General features: G+C 64.9%; 18 protein-coding genes and 1 pseudogene. 9 read left to right on the forward strand and 10 right to left on the reverse strand.

Going from position 1 to position 25,309, the window contains the following annotated elements:
* Positions 1-15: 15 nt before the first annotated feature.
* A complete protein-coding gene (locus ATO4_RS15935; protein ID WP_176223020.1) occupies positions 16-843 on the reverse strand; it encodes an NYN domain-containing protein in 828 nt (275 codons plus the stop codon).
* Positions 844-1,379: 536 nt separating this feature from the next.
* Between ATO4_RS15935 and ATO4_RS27205 the strand changes: the two genes are divergently transcribed.
* The 4 genes from ATO4_RS27205 to ATO4_RS28725 all read left to right on the forward strand — a co-directional run bounded on the left by ATO4_RS27205 (position 1,380) and on the right by ATO4_RS28725 (position 3,789).
* Positions 1,380-2,954, forward strand: a complete 1,575-nt coding sequence (locus tag ATO4_RS27205; RefSeq protein ID WP_139802490.1) for a hypothetical protein — start codon at positions 1,380-1,382, stop codon at positions 2,952-2,954.
* A 75-nt stretch (positions 2,955-3,029) separates the two neighbouring features.
* On the forward strand, positions 3,030-3,389 hold the full coding sequence (locus ATO4_RS15945; protein ID WP_083592531.1) for a hypothetical protein: 360 nt from the start codon (positions 3,030-3,032) through the stop codon (positions 3,387-3,389).
* A gap of 34 nt (positions 3,390-3,423) precedes the next feature.
* A complete protein-coding gene (locus ATO4_RS15950; protein WP_083592532.1) occupies positions 3,424-3,657 on the forward strand; it encodes a hypothetical protein in 234 nt (77 codons plus the stop codon).
* Positions 3,658-3,666: 9 nt separating this feature from the next.
* Complete coding sequence (locus ATO4_RS28725) at positions 3,667-3,789, forward strand: hypothetical protein (protein WP_280940504.1); 123 nt, start codon at positions 3,667-3,669, stop codon at positions 3,787-3,789.
* Between the two features lie 214 nt (positions 3,790-4,003).
* On the opposite strand, the gene ATO4_RS15955 is transcribed toward ATO4_RS28725, so the two are convergent.
* A complete protein-coding gene (locus tag ATO4_RS15955; RefSeq protein WP_083592533.1) occupies positions 4,004-4,900 on the reverse strand; it encodes a dihydrodipicolinate synthase family protein in 897 nt (298 codons plus the stop codon).
* Between the two features lie 133 nt (positions 4,901-5,033).
* A complete protein-coding gene (locus tag ATO4_RS15960; protein ID WP_083592534.1) occupies positions 5,034-5,663 on the reverse strand; it encodes a LysE/ArgO family amino acid transporter in 630 nt (209 codons plus the stop codon).
* A gap of 74 nt (positions 5,664-5,737) precedes the next feature.
* On the opposite strand from ATO4_RS15960, the gene ATO4_RS15965 reads away from it, so the two are divergent.
* The 3 genes from ATO4_RS15965 (at position 5,738) to ATO4_RS15980 (ending at position 8,452) form a co-directional block, all read left to right on the forward strand.
* Positions 5,738-6,628 carry a LysR family transcriptional regulator ArgP gene (locus ATO4_RS15965; protein WP_083592535.1) on the forward strand — a complete coding sequence of 297 codons (891 nt, stop codon included), beginning with the start codon at positions 5,738-5,740 and terminating at the stop codon, positions 6,626-6,628.
* Positions 6,629-7,440: 812 nt separating this feature from the next.
* Positions 7,441-8,127 carry a ParA family protein gene (locus ATO4_RS15975; protein ID WP_176223021.1) on the forward strand — a complete coding sequence of 229 codons (687 nt, stop codon included), beginning with the start codon at positions 7,441-7,443 and terminating at the stop codon, positions 8,125-8,127.
* The gene (locus tag ATO4_RS15980; RefSeq protein ID WP_083592538.1) at positions 8,120-8,452 is read left to right on the forward strand and encodes a hypothetical protein; all 333 of its coding nucleotides are present in this window, start codon (positions 8,120-8,122) and stop codon (positions 8,450-8,452) included. The genes ATO4_RS15975 and ATO4_RS15980 overlap by 8 nt, the downstream gene beginning before the upstream one ends.
* 82 nt (positions 8,453-8,534) lie before the next feature.
* On the opposite strand, the gene ATO4_RS15985 is transcribed toward ATO4_RS15980, so the two are convergent.
* The 7 genes from ATO4_RS15985 to ATO4_RS16020 form a co-directional block, all read right to left on the reverse strand.
* Complete coding sequence (locus tag ATO4_RS15985; RefSeq protein WP_083592539.1) at positions 8,535-8,855, reverse strand: DUF6634 family protein; 321 nt, start codon at positions 8,853-8,855, stop codon at positions 8,535-8,537.
* 79 nt (positions 8,856-8,934) lie between these two features.
* Positions 8,935-11,334, reverse strand: a complete 2,400-nt coding sequence (locus tag ATO4_RS15990) for an AAA family ATPase (protein WP_083592540.1) — start codon at positions 11,332-11,334, stop codon at positions 8,935-8,937.
* Positions 11,331-11,687: a hypothetical protein gene (locus tag ATO4_RS15995; protein ID WP_083592541.1), complete on the reverse strand. Its 357-nt coding sequence runs from the start codon at positions 11,685-11,687 to the stop codon at positions 11,331-11,333. Before ATO4_RS15995 ends, ATO4_RS15990 begins: the two co-directional genes overlap by 4 nt.
* Positions 11,687-12,589, reverse strand: coding sequence for a hypothetical protein (locus ATO4_RS16000; RefSeq protein ID WP_083592542.1), 903 nt, complete (start codon positions 12,587-12,589; stop codon positions 11,687-11,689). Before ATO4_RS16000 ends, ATO4_RS15995 begins: the two co-directional genes overlap by 1 nt.
* A 112-nt stretch (positions 12,590-12,701) precedes the next feature.
* Positions 12,702-13,217: a hypothetical protein gene (locus ATO4_RS16005; RefSeq protein ID WP_139802493.1), complete on the reverse strand. Its 516-nt coding sequence runs from the start codon at positions 13,215-13,217 to the stop codon at positions 12,702-12,704.
* A 417-nt stretch (positions 13,218-13,634) separates the two neighbouring features.
* A complete protein-coding gene (locus ATO4_RS16010) occupies positions 13,635-14,741 on the reverse strand; it encodes an IS5 family transposase (protein ID WP_083592544.1) in 1,107 nt (368 codons plus the stop codon).
* Positions 14,742-15,118: 377 nt separating this feature from the next.
* Positions 15,119-16,480, reverse strand: a complete 1,362-nt coding sequence (locus ATO4_RS16020; protein WP_139802494.1) for a plasmid recombination protein — start codon at positions 16,478-16,480, stop codon at positions 15,119-15,121.
* Between the two features lie 393 nt (positions 16,481-16,873).
* On the opposite strand from ATO4_RS16020, the pseudogene ATO4_RS16025 reads away from it, so the two are divergent.
* Positions 16,874-17,380: pseudogene (locus tag ATO4_RS16025) on the forward strand (aminotransferase class I/II-fold pyridoxal phosphate-dependent enzyme); the annotation flags it as partial.
* A gap of 381 nt (positions 17,381-17,761) precedes the next feature.
* Positions 17,762-25,183: an autotransporter outer membrane beta-barrel domain-containing protein gene (locus tag ATO4_RS28730; protein WP_280940505.1), complete on the forward strand. Its 7,422-nt coding sequence runs from the start codon at positions 17,762-17,764 to the stop codon at positions 25,181-25,183.
* Positions 25,184-25,309: the final 126 nt, after the last annotated feature.

The following is a 25,309-nucleotide window of genomic DNA, read 5'->3' on the forward strand; positions in this document are numbered from 1 at the left end:
GCAGACGAAACTAAGTTACCACTCGGGAACATCTAGTTCGTAATGCATTTTAGCATGATATCTCATGTGTTCCTGCGTTGCAGCTTTGATAATCAGCCGATGCGTCTCCGGGTAGGCTATAGAAAGCTCCGTCACCAATCGCAGGCGTCCTTTTTCTTCAATAACAAAGCAGTCTCCATACCTGTCGTTACTCCACCGTGCCAGAGCGCGAGCCGGCGCTTTCTCAAAGGACTGCAAATCGTATACAGCAGTTGGAACAGACCGACGCTGACTGCTATTGAGAGAAATATATTCCTTTGCGGTATTAATATCTATTGGAATCGCATTGTCAGCAGCTGCAATCAAATCCTCGCTAGTATGACCTGGAGGAAAATGTAGCGTTACATCCACACCCATATCAACTAAAGCTGCTATAAGCGGCTTGAAGTCCAGATCTCCTGTGACCAAAGTTAAACTAGAAAATAATCCTTTACTGGCGGCATTCATGGCATCAACGGCGAGTTGGACATCAACCATCTTTTGCTCGTTGCCCCGTGTCTTTCGATGCTTCATATCTCCTGTTCTGACATGGCAAGCAGGCTCTCGCTCGATCGCACTCAGTTCATCTCGCTTTGGTCTTACACGCACTGCGTAGGCATTTTCGTCTTCATCTGCGCGTTGAACGGGTACCGCATCATAGTAGAAGACTTTCTGGTGTCCTTCTCGTAAACGACTCCAATCCACTTTGATGACTGCACGATCAAAATATATACTTGATATATCTACTAAGGCATGCCTGAAGCTCTCCGCGTCTACGAAAAGGTAGCTGCTCTGCTTACGGTCATGCGGGTTGTAGAGGGGCATTCTTTGGCTACCCGATGTGTCACGAAACGCGGACCACAACATGACTCGGCGGAGGAATCGACACAACCTCCAGAAGTCCATTCGCCGAACCGCCGCCATTTTGAAACTTGCGCCCGAATCCTCAATCCACGCTATCTCTACGCCACTCTGATCTTGCGCGTCGCCGCCACGAACGACGCTCTGCCGCCACTTTGATGTTGCGCGCCGGTCGCGGTTATCCCGTCGTCTGCCGCGTCCATGTCCCCGCAGATCAGCCCTTTGCGACGGTTATTGACGGTTTCCCACGGGGCTTTCCACATCCGCCATGTGTTCTTGCGCGTTACACCATGTGCCATGTTCCCACGGAAGTTCCCAAATCTTCGACACGACGACGCCGTCCCGCGGAGCGGGCGCGAACCATCGTCCCCTATATGAGCCGGCACGGACAGGGGTGGCGCTTTGCCTTCCGACTCCCAGCTGAGATCAGTGATACAATCAACCGCACCGATTCTCTCAGTGAGAGGCGGAGCGGCCTCCTTCGGATCAACTGCGGTCCGATGACCAGACGGGACGCTCGATCAATCGGTCCAAGGTTGGCTGCGATCTGCCGCGATTATTTCGCTGTTGCAATCGCAGAACTGGAGGCGTTGCATATGCAGGCGGAGGGAACGGAGCATGTCCCGAAGATCGACGATCTTCCCGCTCGGGAGCGACAGATCGTGGAACGAGCAATCGGAGGCGCGCACGCTGCCTTGGCGGCTATCGCAGCCGGTAAGTTCAAGTCAACGATCCCGGCCCTGACCGGCCTGTTGGACCGCGCTAAGGCGCTTGAACTGCTATCTCGAACCGATCCCGCAATGGCGCCCGCTCTCCTGAACGGGGCATCGGACCTTGTCGGAGACCTTGCGAGCAAGTTCGGATCTTCTCATCGGGACCAGGCAGTCTCTGCATCGTCGCAGACTTCGGGTTCCACTTCGCAATCGAACGATCTAGTGGAGAAGGATAAAACACGAAATCGACAAACCAAGACGAAAATGATGCCGACTTTTTCGCAGGCTGCGGGGCGCTACCTGTCGAAGCACCGTGAAGATGGCAAGATGGGTGAAAAAGATGTGCGTCGGTACGAGAAAATACTCAACGCTTTTACACGTTTGTATGGGGATCGGCCTATCGACCAATACGAGACAGATGATCTCGACGATTTTCTTGATCTGATTGAGAACGTCCCCCTATATACCGATCTTTCAAAAATCACTCTGGATGAGCGTGGAGAATTTGTTGTTCCACCGGCCAGCCATGTTAAGACATTGAGCGCAGCGTCAATTGTCTCGACCCTTGCTCCAATACGTTCGGTCATGTCGAGTGAATGTCGGAAGCTGAGGATTACAGATCCTTTTGCGCCCGTTCGCTACGATCGTCCGAAGGCAAACGCTCCATACCGCCCCCTCAAAGTCGACGTCATCAACCAGGCTATCCATCTTGGGGTCGAGCGCAGAAACCTCCTGTCGTCTCTTATGATCCCGCTCTCCATTCTGACTGCTAGACGTATCGGCCTTCTATGTTACCTCAATGCGAGCTGGCTTGAGAAGACCGGCGACTATTACATCGTCCGACCTACGCGTGAAGTAGACTTACCTAATGGCGAAGGCCGGGTACCGGTTAAGACGGACGAAAGCCTAATGGCATTCGCTTTGCATCAGTATCTGGTCGAGCGCGGTATTGTTCAGTTCATGAATGAAACTAGCTTCCTGTTTCCGGACATCCTGACTACTGAGAACCCTGCCGCGGCAGCTTCCAAGAGAATGAACCGGATCCTTCGCTCCGCTGGGGCCGGAGGCCGCGCAGTTGGCGAGACATTCCACTCGATCCGCACGAGGGCAATTACGCATTATCGGCGCCACGTTCCCGATGCGGTACGTATCCAGGCCGGTCACGCCGCCGCTGATGTCCACGAGAGTTACGATTGGGCCGAGGTGACGCCGGAGCTCGTACCAAGAGTCGCAACCTGTCCTTTGCCGGAAGGCATCTCCTTCGATCCGATCGGCGCGTGGGACTTTTCCGTTTTAAAGAAGCTTGCCGCTGACGAACCGAGAAAGCAGACGTTTACCGGTTATAGAAGAGGAGTGCGGTGAGGCAAAGTCGATCGTCGTTCAAGGTGTTTAGCCGATATACTATCATGCTTCGGCCTTCTGTCAGTCCGATGATATATGGACACGGCGACGGCGCTCCAGCTGCTGGAGGGCCTCGACATCGTCGTCGCCAGGTGGACGCCGCCCAAGGCAACCTCGCCTCGCTGGCCCGTTTCCACAGGGGCGCCCCGATGGCAGGGCGGACGCATCTGCAGCACGCCCTTGCTGGTAACCTTTGGCTACAAGGCGGCCGTCTGGCTGTCTGCCTTCGACCGGCATGCCGAGAGGCTGGAGGAGATCCTGCGGCGGCTCCTCGTCGTCCCGGCGGCGATCGCCGAGGTGCTGGACCTCAGACATCCGGCGATCACTTGGCATCCGATCCGCCATACGCCACCGAAGTCGTCCAGCTCTTCGCCCACGTCTCCGCGAGCCTGCTGAATTGTGTTTCGGCGCAGTGATGGGACTCCGGTCAATGGTCAGCTCCGCTGATATTTCAGATCCTTATTTGAGGGACCCCACGCCGATCGGCGCCGAAACCCTTGCCGATTCACACTTCAACAGGACCTACGAGGAATTCGGCCTCTTCGCCAAGGCATTCAGCGACCTCTTCGAAAGACTACATGAATACAAGGACGAACTCAAAAGTCTCATCACAGACAGGTTCCACTTCATCGGAAACGCTGAAAACCGAATTCCGTCGGCGTAGGAGTATATGATGATGGACCAACACTCCGGTTACATGGGCTGGATGCCTCTTGGCATGGGGCTGTGGGGCCTTCTCGTCGTAATCATCCTTGTCTTGGTATTCGCGGCGCTGGTGAAATACCTGCGCCGCTGACAGCCATGGCTCAGAAGATGCCGCTCGCTTTCTGGACCTCGCGGACATAGGCGACGATGTCGGCGACTTCCGCAGACTTACGGCCTCAAGCGGCAGCAAATTCCCAAGGCCCAGTGGTGGGCTTGGGCGCCCTGCGTCCCTGCAATCGGGAATGACTGCCTTTGCACAAAGCAGACACCCGTCGTGCAAAGCTCAGACGGGAAGGCTCACCTCATCAACCGGCCAGCAAGGGTCCCGCCGCCGCCAGTACACGCTCCCGCACCGCTGCCCCAAGCGGGAGGATCGGCCGCGGCGGCTCCATTTTTCCGAGGCCAAGGAGATTGAGGAGCACGTACATGACGCGTAGGCTTCCGAAGGTCCTAAAGACCTCCCAAAGCGGCGACAGCTCGGCATCGATGCGACGTGCGTCCTCGGCATTGCCCGCCCGCGCAGCGCGAGCGAGGGCAACGACCGGAGCGGGCAGCATGCCGCCGAGGACGCTGTAGAAGGCATCTGCCCCAGCCAGTAGCGCATCCGCGGTACCCCAGTCGCCGCTGTAGCCGACCGCAAGCGCCGTCCGGGCGCGCAGGGTAGTGATCTCGCCCGCGTAGTCGCCGTCCGAAGGCAAGGGCATCTTAACGGCTTGGATCGTGGAAAGGCGGGAGAGCCGCTCCAGGAGATCGAGGCCGAAGGTGAAGTGGGTGGTGCCAGGATTGTTGTAGATGCAGAGCGGCAAGCCGGAGGCGTCCGTCACGGCCCGGTAATGCTCGAAGGCTTCGCCCTGCGTCAGGGGCGTGTAGGAGACCGGCGCCATGAGGAGCGCGTCGGCGCCTGCGGCCTCGGCGTCCCGGGCCAGATCCCGCGCCCAATCCGTGCGGAGCGCCCCGACGCCGACGACGAGCGGCACGCGCCCTCGTACGCACTCCACTGCGGCTTCGACCGCCCGGAGCCGCTCGTCTCGTGTCAGGTAGGCGTAGGTGCCGGTCGAGCCGAGGAGGCCGATTGAGTCGACGCCCGCCTCGCACAAGCGGTCCAGAAGCCTCGCGAGCATCTCGACATCGACGCGCCCGTGTTTGTCGGCGGGCGTGATCGGGAAGGCGCATAGGCCGTGGAAGGGAGAAGGACCGGGCATAGTCGGCTCCGTTGCAATGATCATTGAGATAGGAGCGGCGGATTGCCCGCAAAGTAGACTGCGCGCACGCCCTCGGACCAGCGCTGGGCGCCGTCATGGACGAGGAGTAGATCGGGGACGGTCATCGGTGGGGTCAGCCTAACTGGTTGAAAGTGCCGAGCACGAGCGAGGCCGCAAGCGTCAGCATGACGATGCCGACGCCGGCGTCGAGGATGCGCCAGGCAGCGGGGCGTGTGAAGACCGGTTGCAACAGGCGCGCACAATAGCCGAGTACCGCGAACCACGTGAAGCTCGCCATCGCTGCCCCCAAGACAAAGACCGGGCGCAGCGCTTCCGGCTGCGCCGATCCTGCCGTTCCCATGAGCAGGACTGTATCGAGGTAGACGTGCGGGTTGAGGAACGTGAAGGCGGCACCCGTCGCCATGGCGCGACCGAGCGACAGACCGCCAGTTGCCGCGACCGCCATCGCACCAGGCGATGCCGTCCGGCGAAGGGCGGCGATGCCGTACCATGCGAGGAAGGCTGCGCCGCCTAGGGCCAAGACCGTCGTCAGCTGCGGAGCAGCCGACAGGAACGCACCGACACCGCCGACGCCCGCAGCGATCAACAGGGCATCGGACATCCCGAAGAAGAGGACGATGGCTCCGACATGCTCTCCCCGCAGCCCCTGTCGCAGGACGAAGAGGTTCTGGGCGCCGATCGCCATGATGAGCGCGGCCGAGAGCGCGAAGCCGGACAGGAAGGGTGGGAGAAGGTTCATCATGATGGTGTTCGTGCGCGTCAAGCGACGCGAAGTAAAACTTGTTCTCCTTAGCGTGATGAAGCATTGCTTCATTCATGCTGGACTATTCCGCCCTTGCCGCAGTCGGCGCCGTGATCCGCGAGGGGAGCTTCGAGCGGGCCGCCTTCGCGCTTGGCATTACGCCATCCGCCGTCTCGCAGCGGGTCCGGGCGTTGGAGGAGCGGCTCGGCGCGATCTTGGTCGTGCGTGGTCAGCCCTGCCAGCCAACCGATCTCGGCCGCATCCTCTGTGCCCATCTCGACCGGGTGCGACTGCTGGAGTCCGATCTCGCGCCCGATCTCTTCCATGATGCCGGGACCGAAACTACCCGCGTCGCTCTGAAGGTGGCGGTGAACTCCGACAGTCTCGCGACATGGTTTCCGCTGGCGGCGACGGCATTCGGGCAGTCGACAGGCATCCCGCTCGACCTGACGCTGGATGACGAGGCGCACACGGCCGACCGACTTCGCTCGGGCGAAGTCCTGGCTGCGGTGACCGCCGACGCGAAGCCGGTTCAGGGATGCCGGACGTTCGCGCTTGGCGCGCTGCGTTATGCCGCCTGCGCGAGTCCAGACTTCGTAGCGCGATTCTTTGCTGACGGCGTGAACGCAGAGGCGCTGTCGAGGGCACCCTGCTTGCGCTTCGACCGGCGCGACGGACTACAGCGGCGTTGGGCCAGGGAGACGCTCGGCATCGAGTTCGACGCCCCGACCTACACCGCCGCGTCGACACATGCCTTCCTCGATCTCGCGTTGGCGGGACTAGCCTGGGGCATGCAGCCGGTTACGCTCGCAGAGCCGCATGTCGCCGCCGGGCGCCTCGTCGAGCTTAGGCCTGGCGCGCGGATCGACGTACCGCTTCACTGGACGGTTGCCCGTCTCCCAGTAGCATCTCTCCGCCATCTCACTGAAGCCGTGCGCACAGCGGCGCATGCGGCGCTAACCTGACACTTCATGTGCACGATGCTTGTCCCGCTTCGAAGCCGACCGTCCCCTCGGCACCGGATCAGGAGTAGTTTCTGCCTGTTAGAGCGGTCCGAAAACGGACTGACTCGGGTCCGCCTGGAACTTCTCAAGGCAGCCCTGCGAGCAGAAGAAATAGGCCTTCCCGTCTGCCTTGGCTCGATATTCCGTAATGTCTGCATCGACCGTCATTCCGCACACGGGGTCGGTGACCTCGCCTGACGGGCCCTCGGCGACCTCGTGGTCGCGGCACCGATGGTCGGGCCCATGCCGATGCCCGGAATGGTCGTGAGGAGCGGAATGTGTGGGTTTTTGAAACGATCCGGACATGTCTCTTTTCCCGATTCGGAGTGATCGGGCAAACGTGCGCCTTCCCACCGTTGGAGGGTCAAGGCCCAAGGTGTCCTTCTCGTCACAAAGGCGGTTGCAGCCCAAATAAGAGGAAAACGCCTTGTGAATCGGCGCCGGGGTTCGACGCCAATCGGCGTGGGGGGCACGCTGGTAAGCGTCTGAAATAGCAGCGGAGCGTATTATGAACCGGGGTCATGGCGTCGCGCCGAACCACAGGAGAACGCACATTCCGTTCACTCTGCTGAACGCCCGCTCCCAACAGGGCGGCTAGCGTTCGCTTCATCTAAGCTAGCAGGCAGATACCAGCTAGCTAGAGACTGCCAGCAGGCAGATGGCAGCTAGCCAGCTTCTAGCCAGCAGCCTGCCATTCTCATCCATCGGGCACGCTTCTTACTTTCATGGAATCGGTCAACGCTCCGAGGACGATCAACCAAGGAGCAGACACTATGCAAGTGCTCGCATCCGTTTCATTCAAAGGCGGCTCCGGCAAGAGTACGATAGTGCTGGCGCTGGCCAGCGCCTTCGCCGACGCTGGCGCGCGCGTTCTCGTCATTGATGCCGATCCCAATGCGCCGCTCATGCGCTGGTCGCACATGGCCGGCCGGCCCGATACGATCCGCGTCCTTCCTGCCCTGGATTCCGCTCAGCTGGAGAAGGCCGCCCAAGGTGGACGAGCCTATTTCGACGTCGTCATTATCGATTCGGAAGGGAGCCGCCGCTCACTGGGAATGCAGTCCGCCGTGCTCGCCGACGCCGTTCTGGTTCCCTGCCGTCTGTCGGTCCTCGACGCTATTGAGGCGATCGGCGTCGACATTCTCCTGAGGTCGACGACGGGGCGCTCCACTATTCCGCTGGCCTATGTGCCCTCGGCGACCACCATGCTGTCCTGGCGGGAGAGAACGGCCCGGGACGCCCTGGAGCAACTCCAGCAAATGCAGCGGCCGGTCCTTCCCGGTCTTCCGGACAGGGCGGCGCATCGGGCTGTTTGGTCTTACGGCGGGACGGTGCATTCCCTGGACGATGCCGCCGTGTCGGGCCTGCCGAGCGCGCGGGCCGATGCGGAGGCCCTCGCCGCAGCCGTGATGACGAAGCTCCTCGACCGGGGCTCACACATGGAGATGCGTCATGGCTGAGGACAGAACCTCCAAGGGCGCTGGGCACCAGCATCCCGATGCCCGGCTTGATCTTCTGCAGGCAGCACGCGCGTCCCTCGGCCCCGAGTTACACCGGATCGGCTTGCCGCCGGCACAGGCAGCCAGACAGCACGCGGAATCACCTCCGCTGCTCGACGGGCGAGCCTTGCGCCGAAAGGGCCGGACGGAGCAGTTGAACATCCGGATCACGCCGGAGCTCAAAGCCGCCTTGATCGGGAAGGCCGCCGATTGTGGCATGACGATTGCCGATCTGGTCATCCTAGCCCTGGAGAGCAGCCTCGGAAGCGGAGATATCAAGCGGTAGCTCGCGATCTCACTGGGACTTCGTCCGCCAGTGATCTGACCCAGGCATCGAGCGGAGGACGCCTCAAGCAAGAATGCCTGCCCTATTGCAGATCGTTTCCCGCGGGCACGCCGAGGCGATACAGGCGCGAGAGGGTGCGGCCCCAGGTCAGCGATCGATCGACGTGCCAGAGCGGCGAGGTCATCACGAAGCCAGGCCCGCAGTCGGGATGACCCTCGACATGCCCAGCCATCCTGAATGCCGGCTCTGCCACAAGCCCCCAGCCGGTCAGAAGCGGAGCCTCGGAAAGCTCGGTCTCACTCGGTCCCTGGCCGGCGGCGATGCGGTCAAGATCGTCAGCAAGCGCGCGCAAACGGCGGGTGAGGTCGGCCGTTACCTGCGGCGGGATAAAGGGCAGCATCATGGCCCTCCTCTATCATTGATGGTTCTGATGGCGACCCGGCGAGGTGTCTCGCCCGCCGGGTTGAAGGTGGAACTGGGATCTACGCCTGATCGGAGGCTCGCGTGCCGGCGGGTCTGTCCCCGCCGATCAGGACAGAGGTTGGCGACGTGCCTCGCAGGCGTAGGTTCCGGCCCGGTGCTTTCCCGTCTTCGGTGCGCTTCGCGGCCTGTCGGGATACCGCCTCCTTCATCCCGGCCTCTCGATCCGGACCCTCCGGGCCGGAATTCCCGAGCTTTGCCTCCTCGGCCCCATCGATGATCGCTAGCACCTCGGACGGCTCCAGCACGCTTTGCCGCATAAGCGCGTCCGCCAGACGCATCACCGTCTCCCTTTCGGCCATGATGACCGCCTTGGCGCGGGCATAGGCTGCGTCCAGCATCGCGGAAATCCGCCGCCGCAGATCTGGGTCCCCCCCAAGGCGCGCGAGCGCCACGTCTTGCGCCTCCCACACCAGACCGCCGTCATCCCCAAGCCCCAGCCCGGTCTCGATCGAGAGAGCGAGCATCGTGGCGCGGGCCAGGTCGCTTTCCTCGCTCCCGCCCGATCCCGCGCTCGGAGCGCCCAGGATCGCTTCCTCGGCGGCGCGCCCGGCCATCAGCATGATCACATGCCGCCGGAGATCCTCCTTCGATGGGAAGGCAACTCCTGCTCCGCCACGCATCGCGATATATCCCCCGTGCGGCTGATCGATCGCCAGCGTGATGTCGCTCGCCCCTGTCTCGCGCATGGCGACGATGGCATGACCTGCCTCGTGCATCGCCTCGATGCGCCGCGCCTCCTCGGGCCGGCGGGGCCGCTCTTCGGCAATCGCCGCCGCCAGATCGTCGATTGCAAGCGGCCGGCGCGCCCGCCGCGCGATCCGCTCGGCGCGCCGCACGTAGGCCGCCACATCAGCGCCCGTCGAGCCAAGACACTGCCGTGCGACGCCCCGAAGGTCTTCTTCAGCCAGGGCGTCGCTCAAATGCGAGCGCAGGATCTGCTCGAGGGCGGGGACATTCGGTAGGGGAATGGTGATATGCCGATCCAAACGGCCGGAACGCCGCAGGGCGGGATCGATACGGTTGGGATGGTTGGTTGCGCCGACGATGACGACGCCCTCGCCGGAGCAAACTCCGTCGACGAGCTCCAAGATGTTGTTCACAACCTGTTCCCAATACTCGACGTGTTCACCCGTGAGGTGATCGCGCCGGCCGATGCCGTCGAGCTCGTCCAGGAAAAGAATCGCAGGCGCCTTCGCCCAGGCTTCCTCGAAGACCGCCTTCATCTTGCCTAGGACCTGGCCGAGGTGGCCGTCGCCCTGCTGCCACTGCGCTACCGAGGAAGCGATCAACGGTACACCGCAGGTTCGAGCCAGAGCCTTGGCATAAGTAGTCTTGCCGGTTCCCGGTGGGCCGGACAGCAGCAGACCTCGATCTACCGCGCTCCAGCCAATCCGTCCGGCCTTCCAGTCGGCAAGATCGCGGGCGAGATCAAGGCCCCAGGCGCGCGCCGGACCGTAGCCCGCGAGTTCTTCCAAGCGTGGCCCGGACGAGGCATGTTCTCCAGAGCCGAGACGGGCGGCGGCCAGACGCTCCAGGCTTCTGACAGCCTGCGCCGCCGAGACGCCCGGCCGTCCCGCGAGCGCCAGATCGGTCAGGGTCAGGACCTTCGCCTGCCCAGCGGGAAGCCGGCGGACGCGCCGGACATTCAACACATTGCGCAAAGTGGAACGGATGGTCTCCGGATCGAGCTCCGGCAGGATTGCGTCCATCTCGGCATAGGGACTTGCCGCATCGGCGAGATCACTCTTGCCTCGGCTGGCGATGACGATCACCGGGGCAGCGCAGGCGAGTGCCGAGGCGATCAGAACGGATGGACCATTTCTTTCCGCCTTGCGGCCCGGCTTGGGGGCCTCCTCCGTCAGAATGATCACTGCGGTCCGGGCGGTCCGGCGGAAGAACCCGCGCAGATCCGCGTTGCGGAACGGCTGATGGCGATCGGGCGAGAGTACACCGTTGCTGGCGAAACGCGCCATGCGCTCGGCAATCGCCTCGGGGTCGGCGGCGCGCAGCAGAAGCACGGGGGCGCCGCAGGCGAGCCGGTCCAGGATGGCGGGCGCTGGCAAGGCGCGGCCGAGCAGCAGCGCCACGGCGACATCATCCGCTGCAGGCGGGATCACGGCTGGCGCCGGCTGAGCATCGCTGCTGGCGGACGCGACGGGCCCATCCAGCAGGCCATCGTCGTCCTCATAGGAAGCAGTGAACGTAAGCACGGCTCTTTTGCCCTGGCACGCCCACAGGCGCCTGACGAGCTCGCGCCCGGTGGGCGTCACCGCCGTGCCGGTCTTCGGCAGCGCGGGCGCCGGCTTGGAGCGAGCCTGCTTTTTCGACGCGTGTGGCTCCGTGAGCCCGCGCTTGCCGGTGGTCTGCTTCGGGGGGCCGGAAATCGGGCGCTTGGTCATGTCGATCTCCTGTCGGTGGAGGAATTCAGGGACTGCGAGTTGCCGATCATTGCGGCCGGGCGGGAAGCGGGCGGACTGGCGTCCGGCAGTCGGTGCTGGCGGGCGAGAAGGAAGCAGGCGACAACCTGCGCGGCGGCATCACCGCTGGCGAGCAGGCGGCGGATGAGCCTGTCCGCCGTGGCGACATCCAGCCGGCCGGAGCGATGCGCATGCAGCGCATAGGCGATCAGCAGGACGGGAGGTGTGGGAATGACAAGACCCGCCTCAGCCGGTTCACTCTCTTCGGGTTGGACCGGCTTGCAGCGCAAGGCGGGCCTGCCGGAACGGATCAGGTGCAGGGGGATGATGGTCATCACCGGACCCTCCCGAAGGAGCAGACCGCCCCGCTCGCCGCCATGGCCCGCCGCTCGGTCGGGCCGACAAGCCGCGCCGGCAAGGTGACGGCCGGGAAGTTGGAGCCCGCTTCCTGCCCTGCATCTCCGTCGTCTGGCTCCGTCTTGGGCGCCGGCCGCGGCCGGGAAAGGGCGACGATCGAGGCCGCCAGCGGCCCAAGCTGGGCGGCGAGCATTCTGCCAAGGATCACGTCGAAGGCATCGAGTGTCTGCCGAAGCGGCACGCCAAAATGCTCATCCAACTTGTCCGGGCCGATCGTGCGGGTGGGATCAGCGCCGGTGCGCCCATATCGGTCGATGATGCCGTAGGAGACAGTGGCGACATCGTAGCCGATGCCGCGCAGGGCGCTCGCGCCGGTCAGCGCCGCCCCGCGGAGCAGGTCTAGGACCCCCTTGCATGAGGAAAGGGCGGCCGCTCCCCTCTTGGAATCGTAGAGCATAGCGTGGCGGTGTTCCTTCTCGATCACCACCAGATCGACGATGAAGCGCCGGGCGATGGCCTCCTCATGCGAGAGGAGGACGGGATGATCGTCTGCGTTCTGCCGGATGATATCGGCGGCCGTCCGGGTGATCGGCATCTCGACCTCCCTCAGGACCACGAGGCGCTCGTCCGTCCTGAGGCCTTCTGCGATGACGACCGGGATCGCCTGACCGGCCCGGGTGGTGATGGAGCGCGTGATCGAGCCGATGGTGGAGAAGGCGCCGAGCACGGCATCGTTGGGCAGGGCCATGGCTGCGCAGACCGCCTCGGCAACGATGCGGTTGGCCTCGCTTTCAAGGAAATCCGAAAGGCTGATCGGGAGCTTGCCCGGTCCGGAGTCGTTGACGTCGCCCGAGCAAGCGGGCTTCTGAATGCTGGACATACAAGGTCTCCATGCCCGGCCGTGAGCCAGGTCAAAGGGGAAAAATTGGAGGGACGCGTCGCTGAAGATCGGGGCGCGGCGTAACGCGCCCCGGTCACTCAGGCGGATGCGATCAGCGGCGGCTGACGAGCATCCCGATCTCGTCGGGGATGGCGTCGATGAGACCGACCATGACAAGCCGGGGGACGAGATCGCTGTCGACGTAAATACCGTCCGGCGTGGTGAGCCCAGCGGCGGGCAGGGTCAGAGTGCCGACCCTGTGAAGAGTGGCCATGAGCCATCGGCTGGCGCGAATGTTCGCGCTCGAGAAAATCGGCCCGAACGCCTGCATCGGGCCGAGCGACGGAGCGCGATCGGTGATGGCCACCATCGTGGTCGCGGGCGCATCGGTCACGGAGGCGGCGAGGCCGGCGGTCGAGTCCAGCACGGGCGGGATCGCCCGATCCGAAAGAGCGGGCGCGCAGAGGCCGACGGAGCCGTCGGGTTGCCGCAGTGTCGGCGCCACCGGCGCCGCATCGCCCGGATCACCCGAAGCCCGGCATTCCGGAGCCGGGACGGCCGAAAATTTACGGGAACTGAAAAAGTCATTGCGCGGAGTCTCCGCGCGCGCCATCAGGGGCGTAGCCATGCTGATCTCCTTACCCGAGTCAGTGTGGTCAGGCTGCTGGGAGAGCGCCAACTCTCCCGGTGGCCGCTTGTCTGGCGGTCACCTGCATCCGGCTTATCGCCGCCGGGACCATCCCAAGCGGTAGACATCAATCTAGAACTGTCACGCCAGCCGAAAAAGAGCGTCACCTCGGCAACTGTCGGTATGCTTAATATCTGATGTCTTCGTCGAATCCGACCTTGACGGAAGTGGGCGTGTCCCGGTGCGTGTTAAATCTCTAGCAGGCTGCTGAAGAACGCGACAATTCAGCGCGACATGAGATGATTTTTGCGGTTTGGAGGCTGTTGCTCGTCTCGACGCAAGGGCCATAGCCTGGATCGCTCGTCCATTCCCTTCAAGATGGGGCACTTTGGTGCTGTATCGGCCAAAATGTCCCGTTCATCTCGGTGTCTGGGCCAGGAGCTTGGGGATCCGGACGAGGTTGTAGGCGATGGCGGCGAAGGTGAAGACGGCCTCGACCCTGGCTTTCGAGCGGACCTTCACCTCGGGATAGCCGGCCTGGGCCTTGATCCATCCGAAGACCTCCTCGATCCGTTTGCGGCAGCGCTGGCTGATCTCATAGCCCGAGTGGCGGGTGGTGCGTCCGTCGACGGCTGTCTTGCGGACTTTGCCGGTCGCCGATACCGAACCGTTGACGGCGATGTGCGGTGTCACGTTGCGGCTGCGCAAGTGGCCGATGAAGTCCTTGACGTCATAGGCCTTGTCGGCGCCAAGCGTGATCCGGAGCCCTTTGGTCCTGCGTCGATCGCGCATGGCGAGGGTGGCTTCGCGCTCGGCCGTTCCGGTCGCGTGGGTGAGCGTCGCATCGACCACCAGGCCGTTGCGGTTCTCCATCAGGGCATGGCCCATGAAGCACAGCCGGCTCTCGCGGCCAGCACCCTTGCGATACAGCCTTGCGTCCGGATCGCTTAAGGAGGCGTGGGTGTCGTTGGAGCGCGTCTCCTTCCTGAAGTTGCGCTCGCCGTTGCGGCCCGGCGCCGGTGGCTCGCCCGAGCCATCCTTCGGACGGAAGCTCTTCATAGACGCCCACGCCTCGATCAAGGTGCCGTCGACCGAGAAATGATCCGAGGACAAAAGCCGCTTGACCGGGGCAAGGTCGAGAAGGCCGCAGAGAAAGGCCCGCGCCACATCGCTCTCCAGAAGCCGGTCGCGGTTGTGGGTAAACACCGTCGCATGCCACACGGACGCATCCATCGACAGGCCGACGAACCAGCGGAACAGAAGATTGTAGTCGATCTGCTCCATCAGCATCCGCTCGGAGCGAACCGAAAAGAACGCCTGCAACAGCGTCGCCCGCAGCAGCATCTCCGGCGGGATCGAAGGCTGGCCCGTCCCTGAATAAAGCGCGTCGAAGCGCGAGCTCAGCCCTTCGAGAACTTCATCTGCCAACGCCCGGATCGGCCGCAACGGATGGTCGAGCGGGACGCGCTCCTCGAGGCGGACATAGCTGAACAGTTCATCCGACCGATCCTCGACACCACGCATCGCTTCACCTCGCAAAAGCCTCAAGCGAGTGAATCATTCTACAGCCGCGATCGCCAGCGACTTTTGCAGCAGCCTGCTAGAGGCGGCGTTGCCTACCCTGAGTACGGCAACTCAGGGAGTCAGCTCCACTTTCGCGAGCACAACGTCGCGAAGTAGAGAAGCACAATTCCGCTTGCTTGGGCAGAGAGGCTGTGGCGAAGGCCTTCGCCGACGTTCAGGAGAGCCTCAAGCGTTTCTGACGCGCCGCCGGGTTCTGCGGCGAGCCTGGGAACTTGGTGATCCTCACGGCCTAGAGGGTGATCCTGGGAGGCAAATCCGTTCGCTTGCTTCTTCGGCTTCATGGCGGCGATTTGACAATCAGCCAAGAACAACATCGCCTACCCCGGTCGAGCCAAGCCATTCGTGGGAAAGCGTGTCCGCCCCTGCCACTTGGCGATCAGCGTGGCAATGCCCGACTGGTGGTCAAGAGTGATCTTGAGGGCGGCGACGACGTCGCGAAGGGTCTGCGCTTCGTGCGATTCATCCATCTCTAGGATGGCGTGCGACACCGCCAGCCCGTCGTATATGACCGACGCCAGTTCCTTTAAGCGCCGATCCATCTGGGCGTGTTTTTCTTCCGCGGCTTTGCGGCCCTTTTCCAGTGACTTCGATCGCTCGGACAGACGTACACGCAACATCTTTTCAGAGATCTCACGTCCGGAAAGCTCCTGCTCGCGCACCGTGAAAGCTTCAGCCAAAGCCTGACCCTCTGCTTCCCGGCTGACAATCGCCGCTTCGCGATCCGCCAGGTCCATCTCCCATTGTTCCAGTTTGATACGCTTTCGTCTCATCTCCTCATCGAATGCAGTGCGCTCGGCATCCATGGCTGCCTTCCTTGCAGCGAGGTCCGATTTCTCGCGCTCGTGACGACGGTAGACTACGGGCTTCAAATGCCGTGCTGCAGTTATCTCGCTCGGAATCCCGCGTCGAAGACCGAGCGGGGCGCAAACCTCGCCGATCCAGTCCTGCAGGGCACTCAGCTGATGGCGCTTGCCGAAGTGGTGGCGGGTGCTGACGCACGTCTGTATCTTATGCTTTGTCCGCTTCTTGTAGAACGGGACGATGAAGACGCTGAGGTGCGGCGTCGCTTCATCGAGATCAAGCCGCCAGCAGGCGATATTCCATTCCTGTCGTTCTGATACGGCGAGAAGGATCGTCATCGCCCAGATATGGATGCGCTCCGGATTGATCCTGCCCATGGTCTCAACCGTCTTCTCTCCGGCTCTTTCGCGCACGGCGCACCAGCGCTCGACAAGGCTGGCTGGCAACGCCTCACCGCCACCTTCATTGCGCTCCTCGTCCAGCCAGCGATGCCGCCATCCCGCGTTCCGGCACAGGGAATGGTACCGCGTTTGCAGCGCCAGCACCTCCTCTGGGGCGAGAAGGGGTGGAAGGGGCGCGGCGAAAAAGTCGGACGATACGGTGAAGAGGAGTTCCGAACCAATCATCGCGTTCTTCGGCCGCGCCGCGCCAAGCTGGACAGTCGTTTCAATCAGGCAACCGCCGACATCGAAGGCCGAGATTGCCACATCCTTTGCGTTCAGCTTCGGACCTCCAGCGAGAACCAGGGCGGAGCGGTCCCGATCGCAGTGCCGAAGGTCGTAGTCGCCCTGCCGTCGTCCATGCATCGAACAGTGACCTGCATGTGCACGGTCGCGAACCGGTTCATGGCGGCAGGAAACAAAAAGCGGATCGCTCACGGATCGGGTCCTTGATTGGTCGCGACCCATTTTCGCTGCGAACTTGAAAGTGACACGCGAAAAATCGCGCTCTCCGGAGGAAGGCCTCGCGAAAAAGCGCAAGTATGTTTAGGCGATTTTTTTCGCGAAGTGAACCGCACCGACTTTCCCAGAGACCAGTTGGCTTGAATCCTACGAGGCGATCGGGACCGCCTCAAGCTTTGCTTAGTAGGCAGCTTCCGCCTCGGCGGGCGGGGCGTTACCGATCGGCTCGAGCAGTTGGCGGTTGTTGATGGAGTGGACAGAGATGGCTCGGTTTATCTGAACAGCCTCGGCGGTTTGATAAGTGGATCGTCTGCCAAGTTTATACGAAGATATCCGTCGCCGCTTTCTCGCGGGGCGAGACGCTGATTCGGCAGTTTCTCGAAGACGCTCTCTGCCTCGGTCCGGTGCGGCTACATCGCGGCGAAGGCGGACTGGATCGAAGAACTGGTCGACCTTCAAGTGGCCACGAACTCCGGAGGGCCGAGCGTGCTGGCTGCCGAGATCGTGCCGCTTGTTCTGTCGGACGCAAGCTATCGAAGGCATATCGCGGCACTGCGCACCCGTTTGGCGAAGAAACGCCGCGAGGCCTCTGCGCTTCTCGCTTCCCTGGAGATCGAGCCGTGGATCGAACCTGCTGGCGGCTTCTATCTCTGGTGCCGTTTGCCGGGAGATGTCGATTCATCGGATCTTGCTCGTGCAGCCCCTGCCGATGACGTCGTCCTGGCGCCCGGAAATGTGTTCAGCGCCTCGCAGACGGCTGCGGAATGGATGCGTTTCAACGTTGCTCAACTAGCCGATCCAAGATTGCCGAGCCGCCATCGACGGGCGATCACATCCGTGAGGGCGGAAGGCAACGACAGCAACTGTGAGAAGTGATTCGAAAAACGACCGTCGCCTTCCCGCCTGATCGAGCTATCCGCGGGGCGGTCGCGATGAGGCGGAAGCACTGCGTTGGCCTTTCCGCGGCGGAGCTAAGAAGCCGCCATTCCGCACACGAGCAAGGGCGACATCTTCGCCCGCAGACCATCCGTGAAATCTCGGCCGCGTTCCGTTGTGGCATTTTCACTACATGTCTTCGAATAGGCGCAACCGAGAGGCCTTGCACAGCGCAACCATCGTCAAATGACGACTGCCGCTCGATATTGCTGGCAGGTAACCTTCGGGCAATGGTCGAGATGACGGCCTGTCTGCAGGCCCGGACGTGGTGGACTGGGGGCTGTCCATCACTTGCGGGTCTTCGGGCCACGGGGGTGAGAGATGGCTGACAATTGGACGCGTCTGCAGTCGGTGACCACACATGCCCTCCGGCAGGGGCAGAGGTGGTCGGGAGCCTCGACGCCCATTGCGGAGCTCGGCTGGGCGGTCGCCGCCGCTGGTGGCACCCATCCCGCGGGTGACCGCCGGATCGGGCGCGTCTCGCTACTGCTCTGCGCCACCGCGATGACCACTCTCGGGCTGCCCGGCCCCCACCACGCCGCCGCTCAAGTAGTCGTCAATCAGAGCGGTGCCAATGGCCCCAACGGCGCCAACGTTTTCGGCGATGCGGATGGTGACAACGGGTTTCCCGGCAAGAACGCGACGTTCAGCAACTCTAACGCGCAGACCACCGTCGGCTCCGCCGTTGTCGGAACGGCCAATGGCGGCCGTGGCGGCGACGGCGGCAGCGTCGTCCAGATCACCATCATTCCACCGGAGGTGAAGATCGACGGTGGGAATGGCGGCAATGGCGGGGCCGGCGGCACGGTCGATGCGACCAATACGGCGGTGCTGAACACGACGGGCAACAACGGGACGGGCATCGTCGCCGAGGCGAACGGAGGCAACGGAGGCGACGGTGCGTTCGCCTTCTCGCTCTTCGGCACCGACGGTGGTGTCGGCGGGACCGGCGGAGCCGGCGGGACCGCCACGGTGACGACCACCGCCACGAGCCAGGTCATGACGCTCGGCTTCCTGGCGAACGGCATCACGGCGAATGCCAGCGGCGGCAACGGCGGCGACGGCGGCTTTGGCGGTGCGATCGGGTCTGGTGAAGGCGGCAATGGCGGCAATGGCGGGTCCGGCGGGTCGGCGTCGGCAGTCAATGCCGGCGGGATCTCCACGCAAGGGGCCTTCGCCAAGGGCATGCTGGTGCGCTCCGCGGGCGGGGTCGGCGGCGATGGCGCCGACGGCTTCGGCATCGTCTCCGGCGGCGGCAATGGCGGCATACCGACGCTGGGCGGGCCGGCGAACGGCCAGAATTCCGGCACCATCGTGACCCGCGGCGACTACGCCAGCGGCATGGTGGTGCAGTCGGTCGGCGGCGGCGGCGGCAGCGGCGGCGGCGCCTTCGGCGTCTTCAGCGGCGGCGGCGCGGGAGCCAATGGCAACAATGGTGGCTCGGCGACGGGCACCAACACCGGAAACATCACCACGAACGGCCTCGCCGCCATCGGCATGCTGGTCGAATCGGTCGGCGGCGGCGGTGGCGACGGCGGCGGTGCGATCGGATCCGTCGCGCTCGGCGGCAAGGCCGCAGGCGGCGGCAATGGCGGCAACGTGGTCGCCAATGTCGGCGGCACGATCCGCACCGGCGCCGATGGCAGCGGCGATGGCGCCCACGGCGTTCTCGCCCAGTCGGTCGGCGGCGGCGGCGGCAACGGCGGCTTTGCCGTCGGCGTCGGGCCGGTCGCGGCGGTCGGCATCGGCGGCGGCGGCGGAACCGGCGGCAATGGCGGCACCGCCGCGGTCGGGCAGGCGTTCGCCGGAGGCTTCGTCGAGACCAACGGCCGCTCGGCCATCGGCGTTCTGGCGCAATCGGTCGGCGGTGGCGGCGGCAATGGCGGCGGCGCCTATACGATCAATCCCGGCGTCGCGGTCTCGATCGGCGGCGACGGCAACGCTGGCGGCAACGGCGGAACGGTGACCTACAATGTGTCTGACCTTTCCGTGACCACCCGCGGCGCCGATTCGGCCGGCATCCTCGCCCAGTCGGTCGGCGGCGGCGGCGGCAATGGCGGCTACAGTCTCGCCGTGTCGGGGCTCGTCTCTGTTGGCGTCGGCGGTGCCGGCGCGGCCGGCGGCACGGGCGGAGCGGTGGCCGTGACCTCGGGCGGATCCGTCGAAACCTTCGCGGCGCGTTCCGCCGGCATCCTCGCCCAGTCGATTGGCGGCGGCGGCGGCAATGGCGGTTCGACGCTCGACGTCGGCACCGGCGTCAATATCGGTATTGGCGGCAAGTCCAGCGTCGGCGGTTCCGCGGGCACGGTCGACGTCGTCAACGCTGCCGCCATCACCACCCACGGCGTCCAGTCGCACGGCATCTTCGCCCAATCGGTCGGCGGCGGTGGTGGGTCCGGTGGCTATGCGATTGCCGCAGGGCTTGGGCCGGCGGTCTCGATCGGCGGCAGCGGCAACGGCGGTGGCACCAGCCAGAAGGTGACGGTAGAGAATTCCGGAGCGATCGTGACGGAGGGCGACCTTTCGGTCGGCATCCTCGGCCAGTCGATCGGCGGCGGCGGCGGCGACGGCGGCTTCTCCTTTTCGGGCGGCACCACGGTCGGCGTGTCGGTCGGCGGCTCGGGTGGCGGTGGCAATAACGGCGGCGTCGTCGAGATCACCAACGACGCGAATATCGCGACGTCCGGCGGCCTCGCCCACGGCATCCTGGCCCAGTCGATCGGCGGGGGCGGCGGCAATGGCGGATCCGCCGGTTCGGTGGCGGTCGGGCTTGCTGCAGTATCAGTGTCGGTTGGCGGCTTTGCCGGCGCAGGGCGCGACGGGAATACTGTCGCCGTCGACCATTCCGGGAATATCTCGGTCGCCGGTGCCGGTGCCAAGGCAATTCTTGCCCAGTCGATCGGCGGCGGCGGCGGCAATGGCGGCGATGCGACGTCGGTCGCGATCGCCGGCAACTACTATCCCTATCCGGCCGGCTCGCTGTCGGTCGCCGTCGGCGGCAAGGGTGGCAATGGCGGCGCCGCGGGCAATGTGACGGTCGACGCCGACGGCATCATCGCCGCAGATACCGGGTCAGAGGCTTCGGGCGGCGTGGTCGCCCAGTCGATCGGCGGGGGTGGCGGCAATGGCGGACGCTCCACGACTCTCTCCGGCAGCGTCAGTCCCACCGTCAGCATCAATCTCGGCGTTTCGGTGGGCGGCGCCGGCGGTGCCGGCGGGACCGCCGGCACGGTCCGCGTCAATACCGGCCTCGCCACGGCCAGCGAAATCCGCACGACCGGCAACAATGCGGCCGGCATCCTCGCCCAGTCGATCGGCGGCGGAGGCGGGACGGGCGGCGATTCCTTCGCCGGCGCCGGCGGCTTCGGCGGCAGCGTCACGGTCAGCGCCGTCGTCGGCGTCGGCGGCAAGGGCGGCACCGGCAACACCAGCGGCGCCGTCCACGTCGTCAACGCTGCGACCGTCAAGACGTCCGGTGACATGAGCAACGCCATTCTGGCCCAGTCGATCGGCGGCAGCGGCGGCAGCGGCGGCTCTTCGAGCGGCAACACCGGCAGCATCAACACCGGCAGCGGCGTCAACGTCACCGCCGCGGTGTCGATCGGCGCGTCGGGCGGCAGCGGCAACCACGGCAACACGGTGGAAGTGCGCAACTCCGGCAAGCTTACCACCACCGGCGATATGTCGGCCGGCATCGTCGCCCAGTCGATCGGCGGCGGCGGTGGCATCGGCGGCGACAGCTCTGCCAAGGCCTATACGGTCGGCAGCGGCGACGGAACCAACATCAACGCCAATGTCTCGGTCGGCGGCAAGGGCGGCGCCGGCAGTGACGGCCGGAAAGTGACGGTGGACAATTCCGGCGCCATCGCGACCTCGGGCTACGCGTCGAGCGGGATCACCGCTTTGTCGGTGGGCGGCGGCGGCGGTGCCGCGGGCGCGGCGGCGGCGGCCGATGAAGCGGTGCTCGGCGGCGGCAGCGCGACGGTCTCGCTCGGCGCGGCAGTCGGCGGCGGGGGAGCGGCAGCGGGCGACGGCGGCGAGATCTCGCTCACCAACCGTGCCCTGATCGTGACGGACGGCGAGGATTCCTACGGCATCAGCGCGAGCTCGATCGGTGGCGGCGGCGGCTTCGGCGGCGCGGCCTCGGCCGGCGCGGACGCCGATTATGCATTCGGTGGCGCCGTGGGCGGTATCGGCGGCGCGGCGGGTTCCGGCAAGCTGGTCGAGGTGATCAACACCGCGAGCGCGGGCGTGTGGACGAAACAGGATCGCTCCGTCGGCATCTTCGCCCAATCGGTGGGTGGCGGCGGCGGCGTTGGCGGGGCGGGCGCCAGCACCGGCAGCAGCGGCGACACCGTCGAGGTCAAGTTCGCCATGGGCGGTATCGGCTCGAGCGGCGGCAATGGCGGGCAAGTCCGCATCACGAACGATGGCTTCGTCTTGACCGACGGCACGAACGCCCACGGCATCATGGCGCAATCCGTCGGCGGCGGCGGTGGCAATGGCGGCGCGTCGGCGGCGTCCGCCGGCGGCGCCGACGTCGCGGTCGCGCTCAGCCTCAGCGGCACCGGCGGCAAGGGCGGCTTCGGCGATTTCGTCCAGGTGACCAACGGCGCGGGCGGCAATGTCGTCACAAACGGCAACAACGCCTATGGCATTTTCGCCCAATCGGTCGGCGGCGGCGGCGGCACAGCCGGCGCCGGATCGACGGAAACCGGCGACGGCGAGCTCGGGGTGAGTCTTACCATCGGTGGGCTGGGCGGCTCCGGCAATCGCGGCGGCAACGTCGCAGTCGACAATGCCGGGCAGATCGTGACGGCCGGCGCCCTGTCGCACGGTATCTTCGCCCAGTCGGTGGGCGGCGGTGGCGGCGCTTCGGGCGTCGCATCGAGCACGTCCAAGGCTGACATGAAGATCGGCGGGCAGGTCGCGCTGCCGGCCGGCGACGGCGCCAATGGTGGCGTGGTGACGGTCGACAATTCCGGCCGGATCGATACCACCGGCAACGGCGCCCTCGGCATTTTCGCCCAGTCGGTGGGCGGTGGCGGCGGCTTCGGCGGCGTCGTCTCGGACGAGGCATCGGGCGACAACTCCTACGGCCTGCAGCTCGGCGGCTTCGGCGGGCGCGGCGGCGACGGCGGCGACGTCTCCGTCGATGTGTCCGGCACCATCGTCACACGGGGCGAGCGGGCCCATGGCGTCGTCGCCCAGTCGGTGGGCGGCGGCGGCGGCTATGGCGGCGACGCCAACGGCAAGGCGGGCGTCTCCCTCGGCATCGGCGGTCTCGGCGGCAATGGCGGCGACGGCGGCGACGTCAGCGTCATCCGGTCCGGCACGATCCTCACCACGGGCAAGGACTCGATCGCCATCATCGCCCAGTCGGTCGGCGGCGGCGGCGGCATCGGCGGCGCCGGCTTCGGCCGGTTCGGAGCCGACGACGACGGCAACGGCCCGAACGCCATCGGTTTCAATACGCCGGGCGGGTCCAAGGGCACCGGCGGCAGGGTGACGGTCGTCCAGACCGGCGCGATCGAGACGATGGGCGATCGCGCCCACGGCGTCGTCCTGCAGGCGGTCGGTGGTGGTGGCGGCCTCGGTGGGACGGCCTCACTGGCGATGGACCAGTCGGCGGCAGGAACGGCAGGCGGCGTCGGCGATGCGGCGGCCGTCGACGGGACGGTCAACAGCAGCGTCGTCGTCCGTGGCGACAGTGCCTATGCCCTGTTCGGCCAGAGTGCGACCGGCAACGGCAATTCCGGCAATGTCAGCCTTGAAGCCAGGGACAGCCTGCTGGCGCAGGGCGCAGACTCCATCGCTGTCTACGGCGAGAGCACCGCCCGTGGCAGCAAGGGCGACATCAAGATCGACCTCGGCGGCGCCTTCACGGTGGGCGGTTCGGGCACCGGCTCCGCCGCGATGCTGGTCGGCGGCCGGAACAACGTCCTCACCAACCACAGCCTGCTCTTTGCCTCCGGCGTGGTCATGTCGACGAACGACGTCCTCGCTTCGCGGTTCGGCGACTTCAGCGCCCTTGCGATCACCGGCACCTCCGGCAACGACCAGATCGAGAACCAGCGCACGGCGACGACGCTCGGCCGCATCATCGGCAATGTCGACCTCGGTGGGGGCACCAACGGCTTCCACAACCATGAGCTCTCCTCGGTCATCGGCCTCGGGGCGCTCGATCTCGGCGGCGGCCTGTTCGTCAATGACGGGCTGATGAGCAACCGCGGCATCGGCACGGTCGCATCGGTCGCCGTGACCGGCGGCTTCACCCAGAGCCTGACCGGCGACCTCGTGACGGACATCGATCTCGACAACCAGACGACCGACCGCCTGGCGCTCACGGCCAACGGCCAGTTCGCCGGCGAGGCGCCGCTGAACTTCGTGTCGATCGACAAGCTGTTCGAGGCCTATACCCTGGCGACCGGCGCTGCCATGGTGAATGCTGGACTGATGCCGACGACGCTCCACCCGACGGTCGGCTTCGACTTCAAGACCCGCGTCGACAACGGCACGGATCTCGTTCTTTACGCCGACAAGCCGACCTTCCTGTCGCTCGCCAAGGATCCGGCGTCCGGGACCAAGGATCCGGGCGTCTACCAGATGGCGAGCTATCTCGACGCCGTCGAGGCCGCAAAGAGCCCTGACAATCCGCTGGCCCGGCTGCTCAATATGCTGCGCTTCCTGCCGAACGAGAAGGAGCTCGGCGACGCTTTGACTCGGCTGACCCCGCATTACGCGGTGCACAGCTTCGAGATGGTCAACCGCTCGGCGGACACGGTCCAGCAGATGGCCCGCGCCTGCACCGAAATGCCTTCGGCGCTGGCGCCGGACGGCAAGCCGTGCGTCTGGTTCGACGCCACGCCGAACATGACCTACACCCGGGACACAGGCTCCGGCACGACGATGCGCGACGACAAGGACGAGAGCTACTCGCTCGGCGCCGTCTACGACATTGACGAGAACTGGGGCTTCGGCCTCGGCGGAGGCTGGACCGACTTCAAGTCGCGCATCTCCTACGGCGGCGAAACTCTCTCGGACACGGCGGGCGACGCCTGGCAGGCCTACGCCATCGCGAAGTACAAGAGGGATCGGTTCTTCGCCGACCTCCTCGTCGGCGGCGGCACGGGCAATTTCTCCGGCGAGCGCGATACGTCGCTGGCGCAGGTCGGTTATATTCCCGGCGAAACGCTGGGCGGTGTCTACCTGCCCGAGATGCTGCACGATGGCATCGGCAATTCGGTCACCTACGACCAGGACACCAAGCTGTTCGGCGCCTCGCTGCGGCTGGGCTACACCCAGCCGATCGACATCGCCTATCTCCGTCCGACGCTGCAGTTCGATGCCCGCTGGCTCGAGGCCTCCGGCGAAGAGAGCGGCTCGATCGCCGCGTTCACGTTCGACGGCAGTTCGAACAGCTATTTTGCGGCGACGCCGGGCCTGGAGATCGGCGTGGACATCCCGATGAGCGAGACGGTCGCATTGCGCCTCACGGCCAATGGCGAAGTCTCGTTCTCCAATACCGACTGGGAGATCGAGGGGCAGTTCAAGGCCGCGAAGGGCCTCGGCGCGGCTCCCCTGACGCTGACGCAATCGGTCGACTCGCCGCTCTATCGCGTTGGGGCGGGCGTCGACCTATTGACCCAGGCCGGCTTTTCGATCGGCGTGCGCTACGATGGCGTGTTCGGCGACACGGTCGAGGCGAATTCGGTCAGCGGCGGTCTGAAGATCAATTTCTGACCGGCGCTCCATCGCCGTGAAACGACCGATGTTTGCAGGTGCCGGAATAACGCGCTTTTCATGGCGCTGGCCCCGATCGCGCCTCGTCGCGGAACCGGAAATGCGACTGGCGAGACGCTGGCTGGA

Source organism: Aurantimonas sp. 22II-16-19i (assembly GCF_002088275.1).
Lineage (GTDB): Bacteria > Pseudomonadota > Alphaproteobacteria > Rhizobiales > Rhizobiaceae > Jiella.

Coding starts and splice junctions, on each gene's coding strand:
- ATO4_RS15935 (WP_176223020.1), bottom strand. CDS start 843: ATGCCCCTCTACAACCCGCATGACCGTAAGCAGAGCAGCTACCTTTTC.
- ATO4_RS27205 (WP_139802490.1), top strand. CDS start 1,380: ATGACCAGACGGGACGCTCGATCAATCGGTCCAAGGTTGGCTGCGATC.
- ATO4_RS15945 (WP_083592531.1), top strand. CDS start 3,030: ATGGACACGGCGACGGCGCTCCAGCTGCTGGAGGGCCTCGACATCGTC.
- ATO4_RS15950 (WP_083592532.1), top strand. CDS start 3,424: ATGGTCAGCTCCGCTGATATTTCAGATCCTTATTTGAGGGACCCCACG.
- ATO4_RS28725 (WP_280940504.1), top strand. CDS start 3,667: ATGATGGACCAACACTCCGGTTACATGGGCTGGATGCCTCTTGGCATG.
- ATO4_RS15955 (WP_083592533.1), bottom strand. CDS start 4,900: ATGCCCGGTCCTTCTCCCTTCCACGGCCTATGCGCCTTCCCGATCACG.
- ATO4_RS15960 (WP_083592534.1), bottom strand. CDS start 5,663: ATGATGAACCTTCTCCCACCCTTCCTGTCCGGCTTCGCGCTCTCGGCC.
- ATO4_RS15965 (WP_083592535.1), top strand. CDS start 5,738: ATGCTGGACTATTCCGCCCTTGCCGCAGTCGGCGCCGTGATCCGCGAG.
- ATO4_RS15975 (WP_176223021.1), top strand. CDS start 7,441: ATGCAAGTGCTCGCATCCGTTTCATTCAAAGGCGGCTCCGGCAAGAGT.
- ATO4_RS15980 (WP_083592538.1), top strand. CDS start 8,120: ATGGCTGAGGACAGAACCTCCAAGGGCGCTGGGCACCAGCATCCCGAT.
- ATO4_RS15985 (WP_083592539.1), bottom strand. CDS start 8,855: ATGATGCTGCCCTTTATCCCGCCGCAGGTAACGGCCGACCTCACCCGC.
- ATO4_RS15990 (WP_083592540.1), bottom strand. CDS start 11,334: ATGACCAAGCGCCCGATTTCCGGCCCCCCGAAGCAGACCACCGGCAAG.
- ATO4_RS15995 (WP_083592541.1), bottom strand. CDS start 11,687: ATGACCATCATCCCCCTGCACCTGATCCGTTCCGGCAGGCCCGCCTTG.
- ATO4_RS16000 (WP_083592542.1), bottom strand. CDS start 12,589: ATGTCCAGCATTCAGAAGCCCGCTTGCTCGGGCGACGTCAACGACTCC.
- ATO4_RS16005 (WP_139802493.1), bottom strand. CDS start 13,217: ATGGCTACGCCCCTGATGGCGCGCGCGGAGACTCCGCGCAATGACTTT.
- ATO4_RS16010 (WP_083592544.1), bottom strand. CDS start 14,741: ATGCGTGGTGTCGAGGATCGGTCGGATGAACTGTTCAGCTATGTCCGC.
- ATO4_RS28730 (WP_280940505.1), top strand. CDS start 17,762: ATGGCTGACAATTGGACGCGTCTGCAGTCGGTGACCACACATGCCCTC.